We start from the raw sequence: 20,775 nt of genomic DNA on the forward strand, positions 1-20,775 counted from the left end.
CACAGGCGCGCCGCGGCGGTCGGCACGGTGCCTGTCGCAGTCGGCGGCCGGGGCGGCGCGGGCGCCGGAGGCGGTTCCGGTGGCCGGGAGTGGCTCACGATGGTCGGCGGGAAGCGGGTGCTGGCCATCGTGCACACCCTCACCTACCTCAAGCGGATCGTCGAGGTGCTCGACCTGCTTGAGGGCGACTTCCGCATCCAGGTGCTGTGCACCACGCCCCCGCATGTCTTCGGCACCGAGGTGCCCAGGTTCCTGCACCGCCTCGGCCTGCCGGTGGTGCCCTGGGAGTCGGCGAAGCGCATGACGTTCGACCTCGCGCTCGCGGCGGGTCCCGGCGGTGTGTCGGAGATCAGCGCCCCGCTGGTCGCGCTGTCGCACGGGGCCGCGTACCTGAAGCGGATCACCGAGGCGGGGCCCGCCGAGTACGGCGTCGCGGGGCTGCGCAGGCGGGACGTGATGCCGGACGGCAGGACGCTTCCCGCGGCGCTCGTACTGCCGCACCGCGCCGAGTTGCGGGAGCTGGCCCGCACCTGCCCCGAGGCGCTGCCGGTGGCGCGGGTCATCGGCGACCCGGTCTACGACCGCATCACCGACAACCTTCCGCTGCGCGCCAACTACCGCAGGGCGCTTGGTGTTTCGGCCGGGCAGGAATTGGTGACGGTGGTGTCGACCTGGGGCAGGCACTCCTCGTTCGGCAGGATCGACGCGCTTCTGCCGCGTCTGACAACGGAGTTGCGCGGCGACCACTACCGCACGGCGATACTCGTCCACCCCAACGTCTGGTCGGGGCACGGCCACTGGCAGATGCGGAGCTGGCTGGCGGAGGCGCGCAGGCGCGGTGTGGCGCTGATCCCGCCGGGGGACGACTGGCGGCCGTGGCTGATCGCGTCCGACCACATCATCGGCGACCACGGCTCCGTGACGGTCTACGGAACGCTCACCAACGCGCCCATCCTGCTGGCGAGTTCGCCCAGGGAGGAGATCAACCCGGCCTCTCCCGCGGCCACACTCGCGAGGACCGCGCCCGAACTCTCCCCTGTGCGCCCGCTCGCCGAGCAGCTCTCGTACGCGGCCTCCGACTACCGCAGGTCGGACTACGCGGCCATCGCGGCCCGGCTCACCTCCCACCCCGGTGGCTTCGCGCGCGGCATGCGCCGACTTCTCTACGAGCTGCTCGGCATCCCCAGGCTCGCGCACGAACCCGCCCCGGCACCGCTGCCACCGCCGTCCCCGCCCGGGGGCAGCGCCGGGGTGTGGGAGGAGTCGGCATGAGATGGGCCGTGGCCGTACGGCTGCTGGCAGGGGCCACGGACACGGCCCTCCTCGCCGCGGCCAGGACCGCGGGTCCAGGACCCGTACTGGCCGCCCGGCTGCTGACCCGGCACGGTGCGTACGGCGTACTCGCCCATGCGAGCGCCCCCTGCGCACCGCACCGGGCACCCCGGGAGCGCGAGGCGCAGGGACCGCACCGCGCCGCGGACGAACACCTGGCGGTGCTGGTGGGCCGACCGGTCCGACCGGTACGGCCGGTCCGGCCGCTGCGGCCCGACACGGCGACCGCTGCGGGGGAGCGCGCGGCGCAACCGGAAGCCCCGTGGGAGCCGTGGGCCGAGGTCCTCCGGGAGCCTCGGGCCGAAGCCATGTGGGTGGCTTGCGCCGACGTCCTCGTCGACACCGTCCTCCGTCCCTACGGAGCGGCCTCCCGCACCGCCGTGCGGCTGCTCTCCCGGAACCCGGGGGCCCTGCTCGCGGCGGCGCCCCTCGCCACCGGCGGCTGGGCGGTGGCACACCGCCGGGGAGTGCACGTCATCCCGTCGGGCCCCCGGCACGCCCTGCTGCCGTCCTGCCTGCACGGCTGGGCGGTGGCGGGACACGACGTCCGTGGGGTAAGGAAGGTGGTGGTACCCAGGGGCTGAGCCGTGGAGCGGTGGGGGGGGGGGGGGGGGGGGGGGGGGCGCCCCCCCCCCCCCACGCGGGCGGGGGGGGGGGGGGCGGCGAGCACGGGGGGCGGCGGGGCACGCCCGGCGGGGGGGGAGCGGCGGGCCGCCGCGCCGGGGGGGGGGGGGGGGCGGGGCCGGGGGGGGGGGGGGTGCCCGGGGGGGGGGGGGGGGGGGGGGGGGGGGGGGGGGGGGGGGGGCGGGCCCCCCCCCCCCCCCCCCCGCCACGTGAGCGCGACGCCACCGGTGCTCCTGCGGGGCCCGCGGGAACCGCCGGTCAGCGCAGGAACCGCCGGGCCACGGAGGTCGTCTTTGGCTCAGCGAGGTGCGGACCGCGAGGGCGGACCGGCCTCGGACTAGGTCGTGTCCGGCTAATTCGTGGCCCCGGCGGGAATTGTCAGACATGGCCTAGTGTCGGGGGCCTGGTGAGCATGTGGAGGAGGGCGGCGAGCGTGAGGGACGACGCCGTGGTCGGATGTACCGGCACGCTGGTGGTCGGCACCCGGGGTGCGGCCGGGCCCGGTGAGGTGCTCGTACGGGTCAGGGGCGGTTCGGAAGCGTTCCTCGCATGGTCGGAGGAGCCCCTTGCGCACGGCGCTACCGTGCTGGTGATCGACACCCGCGGTTCGCGGCAGGTCGACGTCATCGAGTGGACAGGGCCCACAGAGTAAATCGAGTGGACAGGGCCCACAGAGTAAGCAGCAGCAACCAGATCCATTGGACGCGGGGCGGGGGACCCGCCGGGCGCGTCGGATGAGGAGATGTAGATGTTCGGTTACCGCGTTCCAGCTCCCGACCAGGCCATGCTGATCTCCGGCGGCAGGCGTGGCCTCAGCGGAGCACCGTTCCGGGTGGTGACCGGCCACGGCAAGTTCGTACTGCCGGTCTTCCGCAAGACCCGTTTCCTGACGCTGGCCATGTGCGAGTCCGAGGTCGCGGAGACCTGTGTGACCCGGCAGGGGATCTCCCTGACCGTGCGCGCGGTGATCGCGTTCAAGGTCGGCAACGACCGCGAGAGCATCGTCAACGCCGGGCAGCGCTTCCTGTCCGACCAGGACCAGATGTCGGTGCTGACCGGGCGGATCTTCGCCGGCCACCTCCGTTCCATCATCGGCTCCATGACGGTCGAGGAAATCGTCACCGAGCGCCAGAAGCTGGCGACGGAGGTTCTGGAGACGTCGAAGACGGAGATGGCCAAGATCGGCCTGATCGTCGACTCGCTCCAGATCCAGTCGATCGACGACGGCGAGACCGGCTACATCGACGCCATGTCCGCCCCGCACAAGGCGGCCATCCAGCGTCAGGCGCAGATCGCGCAGGCCAAGGCCACCCAGGCCGCGACCGAGGCGGAGCAGGAGGCCGCGCGTAACCAGGCGGAGTACGCGCGCCAGACCGCGGTCGTACAGGCCGAGTACAGCGCGGAGGTCGACCGCGCCCAGGCGCAGTCGGCGCAGGCGGGGCCGCTCGCCCGCGCCCACGCCGAGCAGGAGGTGCTGGCGGCGCGCACCGAACTCGCCGAGCGTGCCGCGAAGTTGCGCCAGCAGGAGCTGGTGGCGGAGGTCGTCAAGCCGGCCGAGGCGGAGGCGGAGCGCATCAGGCTGCTCGCGCTCGCGGACGCCGAGCGGATGAAGATCCAGGCGGAGGCGGCGGCGTCGTACGACCGTGTCGCCCTCGACCGCATGCTGATCGACCAGCTCCCGCAGATCGTCAAGGAGGCGGCGTCGGGCCTGTCCGGCGCGAACGTCAACGTCCTCAACGGCGCCGACGGCCTCGGCGACCTCGCCGCGGGCCTCGTCGGCCAGGGCCTGACCATCCTCGACTCGGTCAAGCGCAACCTCGGCCCGAACAACGGCGACAAGAGCGACGCCCCGGCCCCGCGCCCGACCGGCGCCACCCCGATCGGCCTCGACTGACCCACTCCACCGACCCGGGGACGCAACACCCTGAGAACGGACGCGACACCCCGAGAGGGGAGCCCACACCCTCCCCTCTCGGACCCGCCCCGGTTCTACCTCTTCGACTTCGACCTGTCGGCGCTTGTTCGATCCGAGGCGGCTCACACCTCTGAGGACACCTGCCCAGGCACCTGAGGACACCTCCCGAGGCCCCAGGACACCTCCCGAGGTGGGTCACACCCCTTTGACGGCCATCTCCACGGCCACGTCATCCCCCACCGCGAGGCTCAGCCGCCGCCGCACCGCGACCTTCAGGGGCAGCAGGTACCCGCCGTCCCGCGGGAAGAGCGACGTCTCGAACTCGACCCCACCGATCCGCGCCCGCACCGGGATCACCCCCCACCCATAGCTGGCCATGGCGGCGACTTCGCGGATGGCGTCGCACTCGTCGTCGGGCACGGCGGCGAAGAAGTACGGCGCGGGACCGCGCCACTCCACGACCTGACTGTCGAAGACGAACTCCACGCCCGACTCCTTCTCCCTGAACGACAAGGCCGCTCAGCGTACCCAGGACGGTGGCGGCCGCAGCGGTAGAGACGGCGAGGGGGGAGGGGCGGCGAGGGGAAAGCGGATACCCGGCCTGTACCGCGACGCCGCCCGCCAGAACCGCGCGTTCATGCACCGCGCCGTCGCCTGGATCGCCCGGGGCGGCATCGACCAGTACCTCGACATCGGCAGCGGCATCCCCACCGCGCCCCACCTTCACCAGGTCGTCCAGCAGATCAACCCGGCGGCCCGCGTCGTCTACGCCGACAACGACCCCATCGTCCTACGGCACGCGGAGGCCCTGCTCGTCGGCACGGACGAGGGCGCCACGGACTACGTACAGACCGACGTCCGCGAGCCGGAGGAGATCCTCGAACACGCAAGGAGGTTCCTGGACTTCGACTGCCCGATCGCCCTCTCGCTGGTCGCCCTGCTGCACTTCATCCTCGACGACCAGGACCCGTACGGCATCGTCGCCACCCTCGTCGACGCCCTGCCCACCGGCAGCCTCCTGGTCCTGTCGCACGGCAGCATGGACTCCTTCCCCGAGGAGCGCGAGAAGAACACCTACGGCAGCGGCATCCCCTCCCGCTTCCGCACCCGCACAGAGGTGGAGCGCTTCTTCACCGGCCTCCCCTTCACACCCCCGGCCTGGTAACGGCCCCCGAGCGGTACCAAACTCCCCCTACCCCCCACCCCGAACCAAGCGCCATCTACGCGGGGGTGGCACGGGTCCCGTAGGCCGGGGGCCTTGAGGACTGGGTCCTGCCCTGAACCGAAGACCAGGCCACCGGGAGCCCATCGGTCGCCACATCCTCGACGACGAGCGAAACCGACGGCACGCCCCTCCGGAACCACGCGCACACGAAGTCACTCGACGAACCACGTAGAGCGGTTACGGGACTCATGGCCTCAAATCACTGTTGAGGGCGCGTGCTTGCTCAGGTAGCTCTTGAACGCCTTCCGGATTGCCGCTTGCAGATAGCCCGCCTGAGGAGAGTTGGGTACCACGTCCAGCTCGCATTCCCTGTTCCGGGCGTCGAGGTACCGGGCGATGCTCGATGACCTGGTGTTGGAGACGAACAGCTCGCTCTGGGGGCGAATATCCGCGCGCAACCCCTCGAAATTCCTCGCAAGACCGATACCGAAGTTCGATACGTAGTACTTGCACTCCACGATGAGCACGGCCTGACTTCCCCGCGGAGCAACGCCCTGTTCCCGGCTCAGGTCTGCCTCTTCAGCAGGCAGCACCAGAATGTCGCACTCGTGCAGGACACGCGACGAGCCGGTGACATAGACACCGAGGTGCACTTCGAGGGCAGGAGCGCCGTCGAACTCGATCACAGCGTGGGTGAAGGGCTGAATGGTGCTGTGCAGATGCCCGGGGCCTGTTCGAAAGACAAGGTGGGCCGTGGGCGCCCCATGGACGTTCTTGTAGGTGACGGTGGCCCCATGCCGACTCGCGGTGGCCACGATCAGAGAGAAGATGAAACCCTCGTAGACATCGCACGGCTGGGACGAGGAGTCATACGAGACCGCTCCCGCTGCCAGCAGGCTCTCGATTTCCCCGATCAGTTCATCGACGGTGCTCAATCGCGCACATCCCTTGCCATGTCGTCCAGCAATTCGGCGACGCGTGCACGGTCCTCGACAGACATCCGATCCGCCCGGAACTCCGTTTCGCCTCGGTGGGCGTGGGCGCTTTCGTGCGGGGCGAACACGACTGCTTCGGCGACGGCCCGGCTGCCGGAGTCGCTCTCCGGCTCGCTCCCGAGCACCTTCAGCGACGCCACTTCCATTTCCGGCAGCTCCACGAGCACGCGCCGCACCGCGTCCAGGAGGAGTTGGACGCGCTCCTCGTCGGTCATGGCCCGAGTGGCGATGACCAGCGTCCCATGCTTGCGCGGTGCATCGTGCGCGCCCGCATCCACCTCCCTGCTCTCCACGACCTCGTACCGGTTCGTGACCGAGGCCGTGTCCGTGCCCTGGACGTGACCGGCACGGCGCGAAGTCCGGCGGCGGAGGATCTTCTCCTCGGGCACCCCCGCAGCGATTGCCGCGTCGACGTCATCGAGGACCCAGGCCAGGGCGGTATCCCGCAGTGTCTCCCGGAGCCGCTGCTCTACGCGGCGTAGCTCGAACTGGTCCATATCCCCTCTTGCAAAGAACCGAGTGCTTGTACAGATCTCAGACTAAGCACCGACGCTGCGACGGCTCCTCTTACGACCTCTCGTGCGAGCGGGACGCAGCTAAGTCGCTGCCTGCACCGATCATCCGGGAAAGCCTCGATCGATGGCAATGAGTTTCGGATGTCCCCCAGAACTGGCGACGCCCCGGCACTTCTCCCGATCCTCCTTGACGGCGCATAGCGACAACGCGACAAGCGGCTCGACGCACGCGTACGGCTGCCTCGACTGACCGTCGACCGGTAACTCGCCCACGACGCTGGGGCTTCAGAGCGCAGCCAAAGATTCGCGGGCGGGAATCCCGGCCTCTATGTGGCCCGAAAACAACCTCCAAGATCGATGACTTACAGAACTGATCCTCCTCAGCCAGGCTCCGAAACGACCTCAGGCCAGGGGGAGACCCGCCGACGGTATCGATCCTCGACCCGACCTTTTCGAAGCACAGCACTACCACCCTCGAACGCCGAGCGTGCTCAGCGAGGCGGGGAAGATCGACCTGGCCTCCGGCACCGCAGTTCCTGACGAAACCGGTCCCGCCGGGCATAGAGTCCGCAGCCACGTAAAGACGCGCGACCCCTCCGCCGTCCACTCAAGCAGCACCCCGACGGCGACCCCTGCCTGCGCGGCAGGTCGCTCACACGAAGACCCGCGGGACGCGCACCCGCCGGGCGAGAACCTGGGCATGAGGGGGGTGAGGAGCTGAGCAACGGTCCACCAAGTGCCGTGATCCGATCAGCAAAACCGAACAGGGGCCTGATCCACAATTGGATCAGGCCCCTGACCTGGTACTACGGCGTCGGGGTGGCGGGATTTGAACCCACGGCCTCTTCGTCCCGAACGCGATCAGCCCCCGTGTGAGCTCGCCTTTTGCCCCTCGGACCTGTTCAGGCACCCCTGGTGGTGTCCATAGAAGTCCATGACAGTCCTCATGCGCTCGCCGAGTTTGGCCCCCTCTTTGGCCCCCCACTGTGAGGCTGAACCCCGCTCGTCGGGTCCTTCCCCCTGGGCGGTGTCCATCAGCACAGGGCAGTCCCTCGGATGCTCCGGCCAATCACTCCGAGGTACTCGACCCCGTCTCGGTGGCTCCCAGCAGTCAGGTTTGCTGAGACACGCCGATCGGCATGGATGGTTCATTTGGATGCGCAGATTACTGAAGTTGGGTATGGTCCTCGCGTGAGTGAGCAAGAAGAGGTCGTGGACGACCTCTCGAAGCCGGGTGTGCTTGCTGGCATCTCATGGGCGGTTAGCTCCGCTTACAGGTGGACGATGCAGGACTACAACCCCCGAGCCGGACATAAGCCAGGCTGGGTCGGCTACACGGCACACCAGTTGACCTGTGACCGGATGGACCGAGTCTTCTCCTGCGGGGACTACCACCTTCCCGTCGGCCTGCCGGCGGAAGCGGGGATGGACGCGGTACAGGAGGGCTTGCCCGATGAGGACTTTAGGGAGATGCCTCGCATCGCCCCTGGTCTAGTCACCTACTCGCCGCTGAACGGCTCGCCCGGATGGCTGTTCGGCTCCCGCAGATGGCTCCTTCAGTCGTTCCAGTACGGCGAGAGCCGCAAGATTCGCTGGGCTACCAAGAGTGAGACCAAGCGTCGAGTGGCTTCGTACCCCGACCCTGACCAGCCTGACCTGTTCTCAGGTGTTGGACTCGTGCTCGACGGCTTCGAGATTCCTCCGATCATCATGGAGGAGTCCGAGGGTGAGACAGACATCGTCACCCTCGTGCTCGCGCACAGCATCCACAGGGAGTTGAAGGAGCGGGAACTCTTCTTGGGGCGTCCGAACCTTGTGAGCCACCAGGCTTGGCACTGGAGGCACGACCTCATGGCCCATCCGCCGGCGCCCGGCGGGGGGATGCACATCAACAACGACCCGCAGCCCTACACTCCCAACCCGAACGATGTGGTTTCGGATGCTCCGGTACGCCTCCGGAAGACACCACAGGAACGCAACGGCAATGAAACGAGTGGTTGAGCATGAATTCTCGTCACCGGTCCTCTGTCCAGGTCGGTGATGTTGCGCAGCTCTTCGACGGCAGGCGCCTGCGTCTGGCTCGCCAATTGGCGGGGCTCCGCAAGAACGCTTTGGCTGACAAAGTAGGCAAGACGCCGACGGCAATTGCCTCGTACGAAAAGAACACGAAGCGGCCGGCCCCGGCTACCGTTGCGCAACTCAGCCTGGCTTTGGGCGTAGACCCATCCTTCTTCCTCCCCGGACCAGTCGAACTGCAATTTGCGGATGCCGTAGCGCATTTTCGATCATTGAGGTCAACCACTCAGTTGGCTCGAGATCAAGCTCTTGCATACGGTCTTGCGACCGTTGAAGTCTCAGCGACTCTCGAACGGCACGTAGAGTTCCCAATTACGGATGTTCCTCACTTTGAACTGAACGTTGAAGCGGAAACACCGGAGGAGGCCGCCGCGCTCCTCCGTAAGGCTTGGGGAATGCCTCAAGGGCCTCTTCCTCACCTAGTGCGAAGTGTTGAGAACCACGGCGTTCTTGTAGTTTTCAGTGCGCCTGGCAGCGCCTCCGTGGATGCCTATTCATTCGAGGGGATGTCCCGCCCCGTGGTTGTGTTGAATCCCGGGAAACTTGACTTCTACCGACAGCGCTTCGATCTTGCCCACGAAATGGGGCATCTGGTAATGCACTCAGATGCCGAGCCAGGGTCGGCGAAGATTGAGGCTCAGGCAGATCAGTTCGCTTCAGAATTTCTGATGCCTAGAGAGCAAATTGTTGACCTTCTTCCAAGCAAGTCAGACTGGGGTCAACTGCAGAGAATTAAGGAAACTTGGGGAGTCAGTCTGCAGGCGCTTCTTTATCGTTCACGGGCGCTTGGTGTGATGAGCGAGGTGACATACAGGAATGCGATGGTATTCCTCAGCTCGAAAGGGTGGAGAAGGAGGGAGCCCGGAGTGATGCCAATTCTGGAGCAGCCTTCCCTCCTTCCGGGCGCGGTTTCCCTCCTTGAAGACTCTGGAACTGATCAACGTGCCCTTGCAGATGAAGCACGTGTCCCTTTCGATCTATTTCGACAGATCTGCTCAAGGTTTCCCCTCCATGAGGGTGATGGTGTCGATGACCTCAAGGAATCGCAACTTCCCGCTGGCGTTGTATCGCTGTTCTCCAATCCGTAGTTATTCGTAATGGCAATTAAGTAGGGGTACCGACGTGACGTCGGTACCCCTACTTAATTGGTCGTGAGTTGGTCAATCGCCTTGCGGCGCTCCCTCTCCTGCTTCGTCCGAAACTGATTCGAGGTTCCCCTCTGACGGGGGAGCCATGACCAGGCGTGCGTGTGAGCGGAAACCCGAATCCAAATTTCCGACTGTCACTAGGAACCCGCAAACATCCGCGAGCAGTTTAGCTGCGAGAGGGTCGTACTGCGTCGAGAAGGCCACAGCGAGCGGTGATGATTCTTTCGCCACCTGAGCTTCCGATAGCCATTCAGCGTACCGGAGCTGTTTCGACGTGAGATATGGGCGGCGCAATTGGCGTGTCAGCAACTCCAGGAGTTGCGGATACCAGTGCGGAAGTACTCCGTCACCGGCTTCATCTACGAGATTCGGAGGAGCCAATCTGCGAAGCGCAGAGGCAAGTTTCTGCTTTTCTTGGAGGGCGACCTGCCCGCCAAAGATGTAATCCTGCAAGGACTCTGTAATATTGGTTGCATGCGCTGCTCTAACCCTGGAAATGGCGTGAGCCAGAGAGTGAATGTAGAGCCATGCGAAGTCATAAAAGATGGCGCGATGTGTTGGGTGGCTGGGGTCTAGACAGCGCGACGCTTCATGGAGGTGCGCTACGAGCTGCAGGAGATTTCTGTGCTCGTCGTAAACCCAGTAGTCGAATTGCCTATACTCAAGAAGCTTGTTGAGCTTCCTATCAAGGGTCGTGTACCCCTTCATGTAGCTGGAGACAGCCGTCTCGTCAAATAGTAGCGCCAGCGGCCCTTGGTCGAGAGGTACCTCTGTTGGATGGAACGTCTCCAATAGTTTCAGGTCAGTACTCTCCATAACCGAGATTCCCAACCGTCCTGAGAGTTGGCGTGATGCTGCGGTTACGCTCTTAGAGCGGACCATCCAAGCCTCGTCGGCGTCAAAGAAATCTGCGACACCGCGAATCCAAAACATCCGCTCAGTTGAACCTCGGCCGCTCGTCTTGCAATCAGCAATGATGCTGTGAACGCCAGATCCGGGTGTGATTATGATGCCAAGAACATCGAGGTCTGTGTAAGTCTCGTATGTCGTTTTCCCTCCCCTCCGAGTGCTGTTAGGGACGTATGAGCGCAGCGGGACGTCGACTCGTGTTGAGTAGCCCATGCGCCACAGGAGCCGTCGAGATTCTGTCTTGAGCCCCAGATCGAGTTCACTCATAGCGCTGCCCTTCCCATGGCAGTGTCCAGCACGGCCGCGTATTCGCGATCGGACAAGCTGAGCCGGTTTCGACGCCTATGAACAGTCTCCAGCGGAGCCCGGTAGGGAGAATCGAGCGATAGCAACGAACGAGCATCACTGTCATCGGCCCGATCCTCAAGAGGTTCTCCGAAAGTGAGGAGGTCTCGCGCAATCCGCACAGCTTCAAGATTATCGTCGGTTACAATCAGTTGTGGGGATACCCAGCTTCCTGAGGGAATGAAGTCAACGACCTGCATGCGATACAGAAGCTGATATTGGCGCTTATGCGAGCTGTGAGCGCCGAGTCGATGGCCGCGTCCAGGATCAAGTAGAGCGTTCAGTACGAGAACCGGTTGGCGCGTGCTTGTCACCCCGCCAAAATGCTGTCCACATCGCACACACGCCACCACCGCGAGCGCCTTCTCAAGGACATTTTTTCTCACGGTGAGAAGTTCGCGATCGGGTAGATAGGGAATGGTAGCGAATGGCTGCTCCTTTTTATCTGGACGTCGAACAGAAGGAGCTAGGACGAAGCCACGGCTAATCGCGTCCGCAAGTGCCGGGTATCTTTGCTCATCCAAAGGAAGCCCTTGGTGTGCTCTTACGGCCGAGAGCTCATCCCCGAACTGTCCTGAGCCGTGGTCGGTGAGGAGGCGCGCAAGAATGTCCGGGTTCTCGAAACCGAAGAAGGGAGAATAGAGCACTTCTCCCTCGATTAGGCTTACGCCTTTAACGAGTTGGGAAGCCTTCCCAACTTCCAGGAGCCGTGGGATGTCAGACCTGTCCAGGCCTAGCTCGTTCTCCAGTTCTTCCGTCGGTACGGGTGAAGTCGCTAGGCGATCGACTAGGGCAATGATCTCCTGTTCGAGCTGATTCGGCTCCCCCTCGCGCCAAGCTTCGCCCAGTAGATCATATAGGCGCTGATGAAAAGGAACAGATTCACTAAACGATATTATTTTGTTCCCTCGACGCTGGACATCGTTGATAAAACCGACTTTTTCCAGTATCTCTATCACGCCAGGGAAGGCGTAAGGGCTGAGGTCTAGCTGATCCGCTACAATCGTTTTAAGCGCGTCTGCGTCCGTAATTACATCTTGGCCGCGAATCAGACTAGCAAGGCTAGCTGCCATGCCAATTATTCGAGTCTCAGCCAGCGGCGTGAGAGTTGCGGAGTTCGGGTCCACATTGCGCAAACCGGTGTGTACATCTTGGCATCGAAGACCTTCTTGAAAGTGGTTCTCCACCCTGACCCGCCTCCACTTCGGCCTGCGCAGCTACCGTGTGGGCCGATTTCAACCACGGTGAGCAACAGGTGCTATGACACGATGTTATGTTGCGCTAGGCGGGAGCGCTCGGGATTCGCGACCTTGAGCTGGGCAAGGGTGTGGAAACTGCTGGTAACCGACTCAGCCCCGCCGCGTAGCCAGTGGGGCATGGTCAGCTCGACAGAGGTCGCAGCGACCTCTCACTGCTGCGGCAGGAACCCCGGCCTTTCCTGTCCGAGTGCATGCAGCCGTGCGAGATAGTCCTGTGCCCCCGGCTCGGGGCTGTACCGGCGGCGCATCTCGGCAGCAAGTTCACGACTGGTCATGATCAGTGAAGGCACCGACTTACGGTCCCCTTCGAGGGCCCGCTCCCCCATGACGAGTGCCTGCTCCAAGTCGCCTTCACGTGCCGCCGTGACCCCCAGCGTGACGCGAGCTTCAGCGTTACGCATCGGCGAGCGGTCGGTGCCGTCGAAGTCCGTTCCTACCCTCAGGACCTCTTCGGCGAGCGTGCGCGCGAGCTTGTCCTCGCCGACCAGGCGGTAGCAGTCCATCGCGTAGAAATCGAACTTGGCGGGGTCCACCACGAAGTGGTTGTCCAGGTTCTCGGGGTGCGGCATCGCTTCGAGCATTCGCCGCCCCTTGTCCAAGGTGACCTCAACCTGCCGGCGGTCTCCGAGCCGCGCCCATGCTTTGGCTTCCTGGGCAGCGAGCTGCACGGCCACGCCGTGGTGGGCTGCCGTCTCGGCTCCGGCCCGTGCCGCCGCGATGACGCCGCGGTAGTCGCCGGTCGTGAGGGCGAACCATGCCCGCATCTCGTGCGCCCATCCGGCGACCTCCGCATGGTCAGCCTCGGTCGCGAGCGAGAGCGCAGCCTGTCGCGTCGACTCGGCCGCGTGGCGGTCGCCCGTGTCGTACTCGACGCATCCGACCAGTAGGGCGAGCCAGCCGGACAGCGCGAGAACCTCGCGGTGTTGCGCGAGCGTGAGGCTCTTCGAGTGAAGTTCGACGACACGGCGAAGCCACTGCCGCCCTTCGATGAGAAGTTGCTCGCTCGGCATGAACGGGTACTCCGAGGCGAGTCGGTCCGTCGTCATCCGCAGGGCGTCAAGCGTGGCGTTGTCGACGTCGGACCGGTTGAGACGGCTCACGATCTCCAGTGTCTCCATGCCGGACGCTGCCAAGATCTCTTTGTCTCCGTCCCGCCGTGAGGGCGCCGGGAAGAGCGCGTGCGTCACGGTGCCGAACGTGGCCGCGATGATCGGTTGGTAGAAGTCGTTCGGTGCCTGGCCGGACTCCCAGTGCTTCCACTGGCGAATCATGCTCTCTTCTGCGGGCAGCTCCGTGGGAGCGTGCGCCCGCAGGGCCCTGACTGCGTCACGCTGCGACCAGTCGCGCGCCATCCGCTCAGCCGCGATGCGCCGCGCCCATGCGGGCCTGTTGTCGGTCATGCGCCCTCCTCCGAGTGCCTGCTCCGAGTCTCGCGCGCGAGCCGGGGGGACAGGGAAGGTGACAGGCGGGTGTCACCGAACATGTCCCCTCCTCCTGTTTGCCGTCCCCAGGCTGTCACTTACCTCTCAACTCCCGTTCTCTGCATGCTGGTTGCAGATCACGTACCACCCGGCACGGAGCGGTTTTCGAGCGCTTCGAGCCTGCCGCGGAGTTCCGAGACTTGGGAGGTGAGATGTTCGAGCTGACGCAGGACTTCGGGAAGGTCGACGCCGGCGTCGGCTTCGCTGGCGTCGATGGCCTGCTCGGGGTCACGGGCGTAGCTGCCGCGCGACGTGGTCAGGATGAGCCCGTCCTCGCGGAGGATCGTGAGGGCGCGCTGCACTGTCATTCCCGAGATCTTGAAGCGCGTAGCCAAGTCTCGCACGGAGCCCACATGGGCCCCCGGCTTGATGTCGCCGCGCAAGATCTCTTGCCGCAGGATGTCGGCCGCCTGCTCGGACTCCGGTCTGGGGTCGTCTTTCGAGATTTCAGCGCTCATCACGCCATCGAGCGTACCCACCACTAGTACGACCTAGCACGAATCTCCGGCACCCTCTTGCGCCGTGGTACGTGCTAGTACATGCTGGTACACATCAGTATGGCGGGCCTGGAAGGGCTTCGCCGGGCTGTCCCCGTAAGTGCTTGACCTGCAAGACCGCACGACCAGGAGCCCCGCATCGGACGGGGGGAGGCGACCCGGCGCCTTGGCATTAACTGGAGGGCTTAGACCGAAAGGTCACGTCTCCATACGCCTACTTCGAGGCCGGACAGCTCTACCTGATACGGGAGCGCGGTCGCGATGAAGGAGACACGCACTACCGCCCCGATGGTCGTTGACAGGGTTCGACTCCCGGTCGGGGCACTTTCCCCTGCCGCACTGCGGCTCGGGTTCTTCCGGAGTAGTCGCCGTCTCACCAAACGCCTGCGGCTCTTCGGCTCCGTGTCCCTCCCACTTCAGGAGCTGTCATGCGTACGTACATCGGCCACCAACAGGCCGTCTCTGCTGCGGACTTCGCGGAGTTGGCGCTCGGCACCCCGGTTGAGCTGTGGCTCGGGGTCGAGGGCGAAACGGACGAAGAGCGCGCGGCCCGCGAGGACGCGGCGCGCGACATCCTCGCCGACAACCCCGACCTTCCCGACGACCTGATTCGCATCGCCGCGCAGGTCATCGAGGAGAACCCGGACCTGTTCGACGTCATCCCCCTGACCCGCCCCGCCCGGCGCCGCCGCGCGGCACGCAAGGGGGTAGCGGCATGACGACCAACCCTGCTCCCGAGGCGCCTGCGTCCGGGGTGCCGCCGCTGACGAAGCCGGAGATGGGGCTCGCCGGGGTTGGCGCGCTCGCTGCGGCCGGCGTCGGCGCGCTCGGTCTGATCTCTTCCTTTGACGCCGTGTCAGCCGCCGCTGCCCGATGGGGCTTCCACGTTCCGTGGATGCTGCCGGTCGGGATCGACGTGGCCATCCCGGTGTTCACTGTCGCCAACCTGCTGTTGATCCGGATGGACATGGCGCTCGCGTGGGTGCGGTTCGTGCCGTGGGTGCTCACCCTGATCACCTGTGGTCTGAACATCGCCGCCGGACAGGGCATGTGGGCCAAGGTCGCCCACGGCACGATGCCGCTGCTGTGGGTGGTGTTCTCCGAGATCGGCGCCCACATCTACGCCGTGCGGATCGGCGCGGCCACCGGTCGCCGCATGGAGAAAATCCGCTTCTCCCGCTGGCTGTTGGCCTTCCCCTCCACGTTCGCCCTGTGGCGCCGCATGACGTTGTGGGAGGTCACCTCCTATTCCGAGGCCCTGGCGCGCGAGAAGGAACGGCAGTTGGCCCGTGCGGACCTGCGCGAGCGCTACGGCCGCAACTGGCGCTCAAAGACCCCGCGGCGCGAGCGCGTCATGCTGCGTATGGGCGACCTGGCCCCCGCTGCCGAGCAGGAGACGCCCGCGCCGCCCCCGGCGGACAATCCGCCGGCACCGGCCGACTCCAAGCCACGCCCGCGCCGCCAGACCCCCGCAAAGGGCAAAGCCAAGACACAGCGAACCTTCGAGGAGGCGGTGACCGAGGCGCGCACGGTCACCGCAGAGTGGACCGAGGCGGAGCTGACCGCGGACCGTCTGCGCACCACGCTGCATGTCTCGCAGGCCAACGCTCGCAAGCTGCGGGAGCAGTTGAAGGCAGAGCGCGCCGACGGCCGCCCGCTGCACTTCGTGGACGATGCGGAGGGCGACGGCACGACGGCTGAGGCTGCCTGATGTTCGCCAAGTGCTTCGACCCGACTGGCGCGAGGCACGGACTGCCCACCTATCCGTGGCGCTATGCGCCCGACGGGCTCGCCACCAAACGGCAGTTACGGGCGCGCGGCTTACGGCCCGGTGGGCAGGCGATCGCGGCGCAGATCCTGCGCCCGCGCTACCGGCGCGGACCGCTGGTCGCCTACCTCTACCGCGTCGACCGCGCCAAGCCCGTCCGGCCGATGACGCCGGGCATGTGGGCCGCGCTCGCCAAGGCGAACCGTGCTCGCCGCACTTGCCCCGCCTGCAGACAGGACGCCGGATACGTCATCCCCACGTCGCTCGGCATGTGCGTGCCCTGCGCCTACCCCGAGGAACAGCGCGCCGCTTGACCTGGACATCACGATCCGGCGGGGTCCGTCCGCCCACCTCCTACAGCGACGGCCGGGCCCCGCCTTTCCTCCCATTGGAAGGGACCCTCAGTGAAGCACCCTGACGACGACAACGAACTGTTCAACCGACTCGAAGCGGAGATGAGCGCCGACTCCGCGGGCGAGGTAGTCGACCTCGACAAGGCGCGGTCGGCCCGTTCGGGGTCGGCCGACCCGATCGCCCGACCCGACTCCGACCCGTCGGCCGACTCCGAGGCCGCGCGGTCGGGTACTGAGTCGGGCGACCCGGCCGCGCGCGTGATGGTCGACTTGCCGACCCCGACGGCCACCGGTCCGGGCTACCTCGGTCGGCTGCTCGGGGCACAGCGCCGTGCGGTCGTTCCCGTGTGGCTGCGGTCGGTGGCGGAACTGCGGACCGCCACCGCGTGGGTGGCCCGCTACTACGCCCACGCTGCCGGGTATCACGCGCTGCGCGCCCCGGTCTACGCCGCCCGGCTCGCCCTGCAAGCCCCGACCGGCGCCGCCCGATTCGTGGGCGGCACGATGCGGTGGGTGGCAGACCGCGAGGGCGAGCCGGTCCGACTCGCTGCGGTCCGCCGTGAGGACGCTGCGGAGTACTTGAAACTGTCGCGGCAGCGCGACGGACGGGTCCGACTGCGCACCCTCGTGGCCGTGCTCGCCATGTTCGTCGGGCTCGGCTCCGCGCTCGCCATCTACGTGCTTGCCCCCGACTGGCTTTAGGCGGTGTCGGTGAGCGCGGTCGTGATGGCGCTCGGGTTCGCCGGCCGCCGCGCGGATGCCCCGGTCATCCACCGCGCGGTGGAACTGCCCAAGGCGGTCAAGCTCACCAGTGACATCGTGCTGCGGGCGCTGGGTGCCCTCGGCATCCCCGCCATCAACCAGGCACAGGCCAAGGGGCGCGACGGGTTCGAGTTCACTGCCCCGATCACCCGTGACGGCCCCGGATGGCGAGCGGAGGGCAATCTCCCGTACGGCGTCACGGTGACCGACGTCATCGAGCGTCGCGACCGGCTCGCCTCCGGCCTGCGCCGCCCTCTCGGGTGCGTGTGGCCCGAGGCGGTACCGGATGAGCACACCGGTCACCTCGTGCTGTGGGTGGGGGACCAGGACATGTCTCGCGCCAAGCAGCCCAAGTGGCCGTTGGCCAAGTCGGGTTCGGTCGACCTGTTCAAGCCGGTCGCCTACGGCACCGACCAGCGCGGACGCTGGGTCGAAGCAACGTTGATGTACATCGCGGGTGTCATCGGCGCCATCCCGCGCATGGGCAAGACCTTCCTGCTCAGGCTGCTGCTGCTCATCGCTGCGCTGGACCCGCGCGCGGAGCTGCACACCTACGACATGAAGGGCACGGGCGACCTGGACCCGGTCGGCGACGCCGTCTCCCACCGCCACGCTGCGGGCGACGACGACGAGTCCATCGAGTACTGCCTGAACGACTTCCGGGCACTGCGCGAGGAACTGCGGCGCCGCACCAAGGTGATCCGCTCGCTTCTGCGGGATGTCTGCCCGGAGTCGAAGGTGACCAGCACTCTCGCTGACAAGCGCTCCCTGGGTCTGCATCCGATCGCGATCGGAGTGGATGAGTGCCAGGTGCTGTTCGAGCACCCCGAGCACGCCAAGGAGTTCGAGGAGATCGCCACCGACCTGGTCAAGCGCGGTCCTGCCACCGGCATCGTGCTGTTGCTCGCCACGCAGCGCCCGGATGCCAAGGCGCTGCCCACCGGTATCAGCGCGAACGCTTCGGCCCGGTGGTGCCTGAAGGTCATGGGTCAGCTCGAAAACGACATGGTGCTCGGCACGTCCGCGTACAAGCGGGGCGTGCGGGCGACCATGTTCGCCTGGGGTGACAAGGGCATTCACTACTTCGTCGGTGAAGGCTCGGACGCCCGGATCGTGCGCTCCGTCTACATCGACGGCTAGGGCGCCGAAGCCATCGGCGCCCGCGCTCGCCGCCTGCGCGAGGAAGCGGGCACCCTGTCCGGGCACGCGCTCGGGGAGGCACCCGAGCAGGTCACCAGCGCGTATGACCTGCTGCGCGACATCCTCGCCGTTGTGCCGGCCGATGAGCCCAAGGTGTGGTCCGAGACCGTCGTCGCCCGGCTCGCAGAGCTGCGCGAGGAGGTCTACGACGGCTGGGGCCCCGAGGGACTGGCCGCGGCCCTGAAGCCGCACGGCGTCTCCACGATCCAGGTGGGTCGCCGCGTCAAGGGGAAGGTCGTCAACCGGCGCGGCATCGACCGCTCCCAAATCGTCGCCGCGATTGCGGAGCGTGACGGAAAGTGGGACGCGGGCTGAGACTCCGGGGCCGCTAGCGCTAGCGGCACACACCGCTAACGTTAGCGGCCCCGCTAGCGCCCTAAACCCGCTCTGATCAGGCCGCTAGCGGATAGCGGCCCACCTGCGGAAACCCCTGAAACCCGCCTGGAAGGGCCCGTCATGACCCCTGTCCTGCTCGCTATCACCCTGATCCTCGGCGTAACACTGTGTTACATCGCCGTGTGTGCTGCCTCGCCGTTCGGCAACTGCCGCAGGTGCAACGGCTGGGGCTTCGCGATGAAGACCGACCGCAAGGGTCGCATGAAGCGCGGCAAAGACTGCCGCCGCTGCAAGGCCACCGGCAAGCGCATACGCGTCGGCCGCTGGCTCTACAACCGCTGGGCCCGCATCTACCGCGCCGGTACCCACACCTCCTGACCGGAAGGCTCCCGATGATCCTGAACGTCTCCGCCGTGCTGCTGTTCGGCGCTGCGTCGGCCCTCGCAGTCAAGACCAAGTCCGCCGGGGGCGGCGCGGCCATCGTTCTGTTCCTCTTCGGCTTCTTCGCCGCCGGGACCGGCGCGTACGAGCCCATCCACAACCTCGTGCAGGCGGGCGCCGAAGCCCTCAGCAACCTCGGCTGAAGAGGAGGCTCACCCGTGAATGACCCCGTCAAGTACGTCACCCCCGGTCGTCGTGAGGCGCCCGTGGAAGTCCACCGGCCCACTCCGCTCGCCCCGGTGCCGTCGGCGCCGGTCGTGCCTGTGCAGCCGGGCACGATCCCGGCGGTGACGAGTGTCGTCCTGCCGGATGGCCGCGTCGTCACCGGCTACGCCCTCGCACCCGTCAAGCCCGAGCCTGTCGCGGCCAAGCCGCCTGTCTCCCGCGCGGCGGTGAACATCGCCCTTGGGGGCATCGGGTTCGGTGCCGTTTGCGGTGGCCTGTTCCTGCTGACCGCGTTCATCACCGCCCTGACCGCGCTCATCACTCAGCTCATCACCCTCGCCGTCGTCATCTTCGGCGGCTGGGTCGCCGTACAAGTCTTCAGCGTGAGCGGCCACGGCAGCGGGACCACGGTCAACATCCGCAAGGCCGTCTTCAAGCGCAACGGCTTCCACGGCTAGCTACGCCCGGGGCGGGCGCCGTCTCACCACAAGCCTGCGCCCGCCCCGGTTCTCCAGTCCCTCCAAGAGAGCAGGAGACATCCAGCATGACCCATCACCTCGTCGTGCCGCCGGAGGGCGGCAACATCAGCCTGTGCACCGGCTCCGGTGCGCTGGACCAGGCTGTGGAAGCCGTCACCGGCCTGCCCACGATCATGGTCGGCGAGAGGGATCCGGCTGCTTCCCGGCTGCTCACGGCCCGCCTGCCCGGTGTGCACAACCTGGGTGACATCACGGCCGTCGACTGGGAGGCGCTGGCCGCCACGGTGCCGCGTCCGGCGGCGCTGACGGCAGGGTTTCCCTGCCAGGACATCTCCAACGCCGGACCTCGGGGAGGGATCGCCGGTGACCGCTCAGGACTCTGGAAAACCATCGCCCACGGAGCCATTCGCCACCTACGACCCCGACTCGTCTTCCTGGAAAACGTCGCCGCCCTGCGCAGCCGGGGACTCGACGTCGTCGCCGCCGACCTGGCCGCGATCGGGTACGACGCGCGCTGGATGTGCCTACGCGCTTCAGATCCCGAAGTCGGCGCCTGTCACCGGCGCGACCGCTGGTTCGCCGTCGCGTATCCCGCTGCTGAAGACCCCCACCTCGCAGTTGGGACGCAATGGAGGACCGCAGCATCCGGACAAGCGCAAGGCGGGCGGGCACGGGCCCACGCTGGAGGACGAAGTGGTGTTCTTGCTGCCCCCGACGGACGGCTGAGGCTGCTGCCCACCCCGGCCGCAGCCGACGGAACCGGCGGGCCCGGCACCTCCGCCAAGCGGCAGGGCGGCATGAACCTGCGCACCGCCGTGACCCTGCTGCCCACGCCGGCGGCCCGGGACTGGAAATTCGGCGCCTCCAACCTGCTCGGGACCAACTCCCGCCCGCTCAACGAGGTGGTGGTGAATCTGCTGCCCACCCCCAAGGCGTCGGACGGGCCTCACGGAGGGCCGAACCAGCGCGACAGCGCCGGGAACTACTACCTGCCCGGCTAGGCCGTGCGG

General features: G+C 66.7%; 20 protein-coding genes and 3 pseudogenes. 16 read left to right on the forward strand and 7 right to left on the reverse strand.

The window, feature by feature from the left end; all coding sequences use genetic code 11:
• Nucleotides 1–27: 27 nt before the first annotated feature.
• From ACIBIW_RS06560 to ACIBIW_RS06575, 4 genes are all read left to right on the forward strand, one after another.
• On the forward strand, nt 28–1,272 hold the full coding sequence (locus ACIBIW_RS06560; RefSeq protein WP_399332604.1) for a hypothetical protein: 1,245 nt from the start codon (nt 28–30) through the stop codon (nt 1,270–1,272).
• A complete protein-coding gene (locus tag ACIBIW_RS06565; protein ID WP_399332606.1) occupies nt 1,269–1,916 on the forward strand; it encodes a hypothetical protein in 648 nt (215 codons plus the stop codon). Before ACIBIW_RS06560 ends, ACIBIW_RS06565 begins: the two co-directional genes overlap by 4 nt.
• A gap of 452 nt (nt 1,917–2,368) precedes the next feature.
• Nucleotides 2,369–2,608: a hypothetical protein gene (locus ACIBIW_RS06570; RefSeq protein ID WP_399332937.1), complete on the forward strand. Its 240-nt coding sequence runs from the start codon at nt 2,369–2,371 to the stop codon at nt 2,606–2,608.
• A gap of 96 nt (nt 2,609–2,704) precedes the next feature.
• Complete coding sequence (locus tag ACIBIW_RS06575; protein ID WP_399332608.1) at nt 2,705–3,850, forward strand: flotillin family protein; 1,146 nt, start codon at nt 2,705–2,707, stop codon at nt 3,848–3,850.
• A 216-nt stretch (nt 3,851–4,066) separates the two neighbouring features.
• Here the strand turns inward: ACIBIW_RS06575 and ACIBIW_RS06580 are convergent, their stop codons facing one another.
• A complete protein-coding gene (locus tag ACIBIW_RS06580) occupies nt 4,067–4,357 on the reverse strand; it encodes a DUF1905 domain-containing protein (RefSeq protein WP_399332939.1) in 291 nt (96 codons plus the stop codon).
• Between the two features lie 16 nt (nt 4,358–4,373).
• Here ACIBIW_RS06580 and ACIBIW_RS06585 point away from each other — a divergent pair.
• Nucleotides 4,374–5,119, forward strand: a pseudogene (locus ACIBIW_RS06585) (SAM-dependent methyltransferase).
• 171 nt (nt 5,120–5,290) lie between these two features.
• On the opposite strand, the gene ACIBIW_RS06590 reads toward ACIBIW_RS06585, so the two are convergent.
• Nucleotides 5,291–5,971: a hypothetical protein gene (locus tag ACIBIW_RS06590; RefSeq protein WP_399332610.1), complete on the reverse strand. Its 681-nt coding sequence runs from the start codon at nt 5,969–5,971 to the stop codon at nt 5,291–5,293.
• On the reverse strand, nt 5,968–6,528 hold the full coding sequence (locus ACIBIW_RS06595) for a hypothetical protein (protein WP_399332612.1): 561 nt from the start codon (nt 6,526–6,528) through the stop codon (nt 5,968–5,970). The genes ACIBIW_RS06590 and ACIBIW_RS06595 overlap by 4 nt, the downstream gene beginning before the upstream one ends.
• 1,209 nt (nt 6,529–7,737) lie before the next feature.
• On the opposite strand from ACIBIW_RS06595, the gene ACIBIW_RS06600 reads away from it, so the two are divergent.
• The 3 genes and pseudogenes from ACIBIW_RS06600 to ACIBIW_RS06610 all read left to right on the forward strand — a co-directional run bounded on the left by ACIBIW_RS06600 (nt 7,738) and on the right by ACIBIW_RS06610 (nt 9,710).
• Nucleotides 7,738–8,547 (forward strand): hypothetical protein, encoded by an 810-nt coding sequence (locus ACIBIW_RS06600; protein WP_399332614.1) that lies wholly within the window; start codon nt 7,738–7,740, stop codon nt 8,545–8,547.
• Nucleotides 8,548–8,549: 2 nt separating this feature from the next.
• Nucleotides 8,550–8,768 (forward strand): annotated as a pseudogene (locus ACIBIW_RS06605) (helix-turn-helix domain-containing protein); the annotation flags it as partial.
• Between the two features lie 66 nt (nt 8,769–8,834).
• Complete coding sequence (locus tag ACIBIW_RS06610; protein WP_399332941.1) at nt 8,835–9,710, forward strand: ImmA/IrrE family metallo-endopeptidase; 876 nt, start codon at nt 8,835–8,837, stop codon at nt 9,708–9,710.
• A gap of 72 nt (nt 9,711–9,782) precedes the next feature.
• Here the strand turns inward: ACIBIW_RS06610 and ACIBIW_RS06615 are convergent, their stop codons facing one another.
• The 4 genes from ACIBIW_RS06615 to ACIBIW_RS06630 form a co-directional block, all read right to left on the reverse strand.
• Nucleotides 9,783–10,946 (reverse strand): hypothetical protein, encoded by a 1,164-nt coding sequence (locus ACIBIW_RS06615; RefSeq protein WP_399332616.1) that lies wholly within the window; start codon nt 10,944–10,946, stop codon nt 9,783–9,785.
• Entirely contained in the window at nt 10,943–12,097 is a 1,155-nt protein-coding gene (locus ACIBIW_RS06620; RefSeq protein WP_399332618.1) for a hypothetical protein, read from the reverse strand. Before ACIBIW_RS06620 ends, ACIBIW_RS06615 begins: the two co-directional genes overlap by 4 nt.
• A gap of 335 nt (nt 12,098–12,432) precedes the next feature.
• On the reverse strand, nt 12,433–13,683 hold the full coding sequence (locus tag ACIBIW_RS06625) for an XRE family transcriptional regulator (RefSeq protein WP_399332620.1): 1,251 nt from the start codon (nt 13,681–13,683) through the stop codon (nt 12,433–12,435).
• A gap of 158 nt (nt 13,684–13,841) precedes the next feature.
• Nucleotides 13,842–14,222, reverse strand: coding sequence for a GntR family transcriptional regulator (locus tag ACIBIW_RS06630; protein ID WP_399332943.1), 381 nt, complete (start codon nt 14,220–14,222; stop codon nt 13,842–13,844).
• A 467-nt stretch (nt 14,223–14,689) separates the two neighbouring features.
• Here ACIBIW_RS06630 and ACIBIW_RS06635 point away from each other — a divergent pair, with 467 nt between their 5' ends.
• The 8 genes and pseudogenes from ACIBIW_RS06635 (at nt 14,690) to ACIBIW_RS06670 (ending at nt 20,766) form a co-directional block, all read left to right on the forward strand.
• On the forward strand, nt 14,690–14,980 hold the full coding sequence (locus tag ACIBIW_RS06635) for a hypothetical protein (RefSeq protein WP_399332622.1): 291 nt from the start codon (nt 14,690–14,692) through the stop codon (nt 14,978–14,980).
• Nucleotides 14,977–15,972 (forward strand): DUF2637 domain-containing protein, encoded by a 996-nt coding sequence (locus tag ACIBIW_RS06640; protein ID WP_399332624.1) that lies wholly within the window; start codon nt 14,977–14,979, stop codon nt 15,970–15,972. The genes ACIBIW_RS06635 and ACIBIW_RS06640 overlap by 4 nt, the downstream gene beginning before the upstream one ends.
• A complete protein-coding gene (locus ACIBIW_RS06645; protein ID WP_399332626.1) occupies nt 15,972–16,343 on the forward strand; it encodes an RRQRL motif-containing zinc-binding protein in 372 nt (123 codons plus the stop codon). Before ACIBIW_RS06640 ends, ACIBIW_RS06645 begins: the two co-directional genes overlap by 1 nt.
• Before the next feature lie 90 nt (nt 16,344–16,433).
• A pseudogene (locus ACIBIW_RS06650) lies at nt 16,434–18,659 on the forward strand (cell division protein FtsK).
• A 141-nt stretch (nt 18,660–18,800) separates the two neighbouring features.
• Entirely contained in the window at nt 18,801–19,058 is a 258-nt protein-coding gene (locus ACIBIW_RS06655) for a hypothetical protein (RefSeq protein ID WP_399332628.1), read from the forward strand.
• Between the two features lie 14 nt (nt 19,059–19,072).
• On the forward strand, nt 19,073–19,264 hold the full coding sequence (locus tag ACIBIW_RS06660) for a hypothetical protein (protein ID WP_399332630.1): 192 nt from the start codon (nt 19,073–19,075) through the stop codon (nt 19,262–19,264).
• Between the two features lie 15 nt (nt 19,265–19,279).
• Entirely contained in the window at nt 19,280–19,744 is a 465-nt protein-coding gene (locus tag ACIBIW_RS06665; protein WP_399332632.1) for a hypothetical protein, read from the forward strand.
• An 86-nt stretch (nt 19,745–19,830) separates the two neighbouring features.
• Nucleotides 19,831–20,766 carry a DNA cytosine methyltransferase gene (locus tag ACIBIW_RS06670; protein ID WP_399332634.1) on the forward strand — a complete coding sequence of 312 codons (936 nt, stop codon included), beginning with the start codon at nt 19,831–19,833 and terminating at the stop codon, nt 20,764–20,766.
• Nucleotides 20,767–20,775 lie beyond the last annotated feature (9 nt).

This window comes from Streptomyces sp. NPDC050560 (genome assembly GCF_044457285.1).
Taxonomy (GTDB): domain Bacteria; phylum Actinomycetota; class Actinomycetes; order Streptomycetales; family Streptomycetaceae; genus Streptomyces.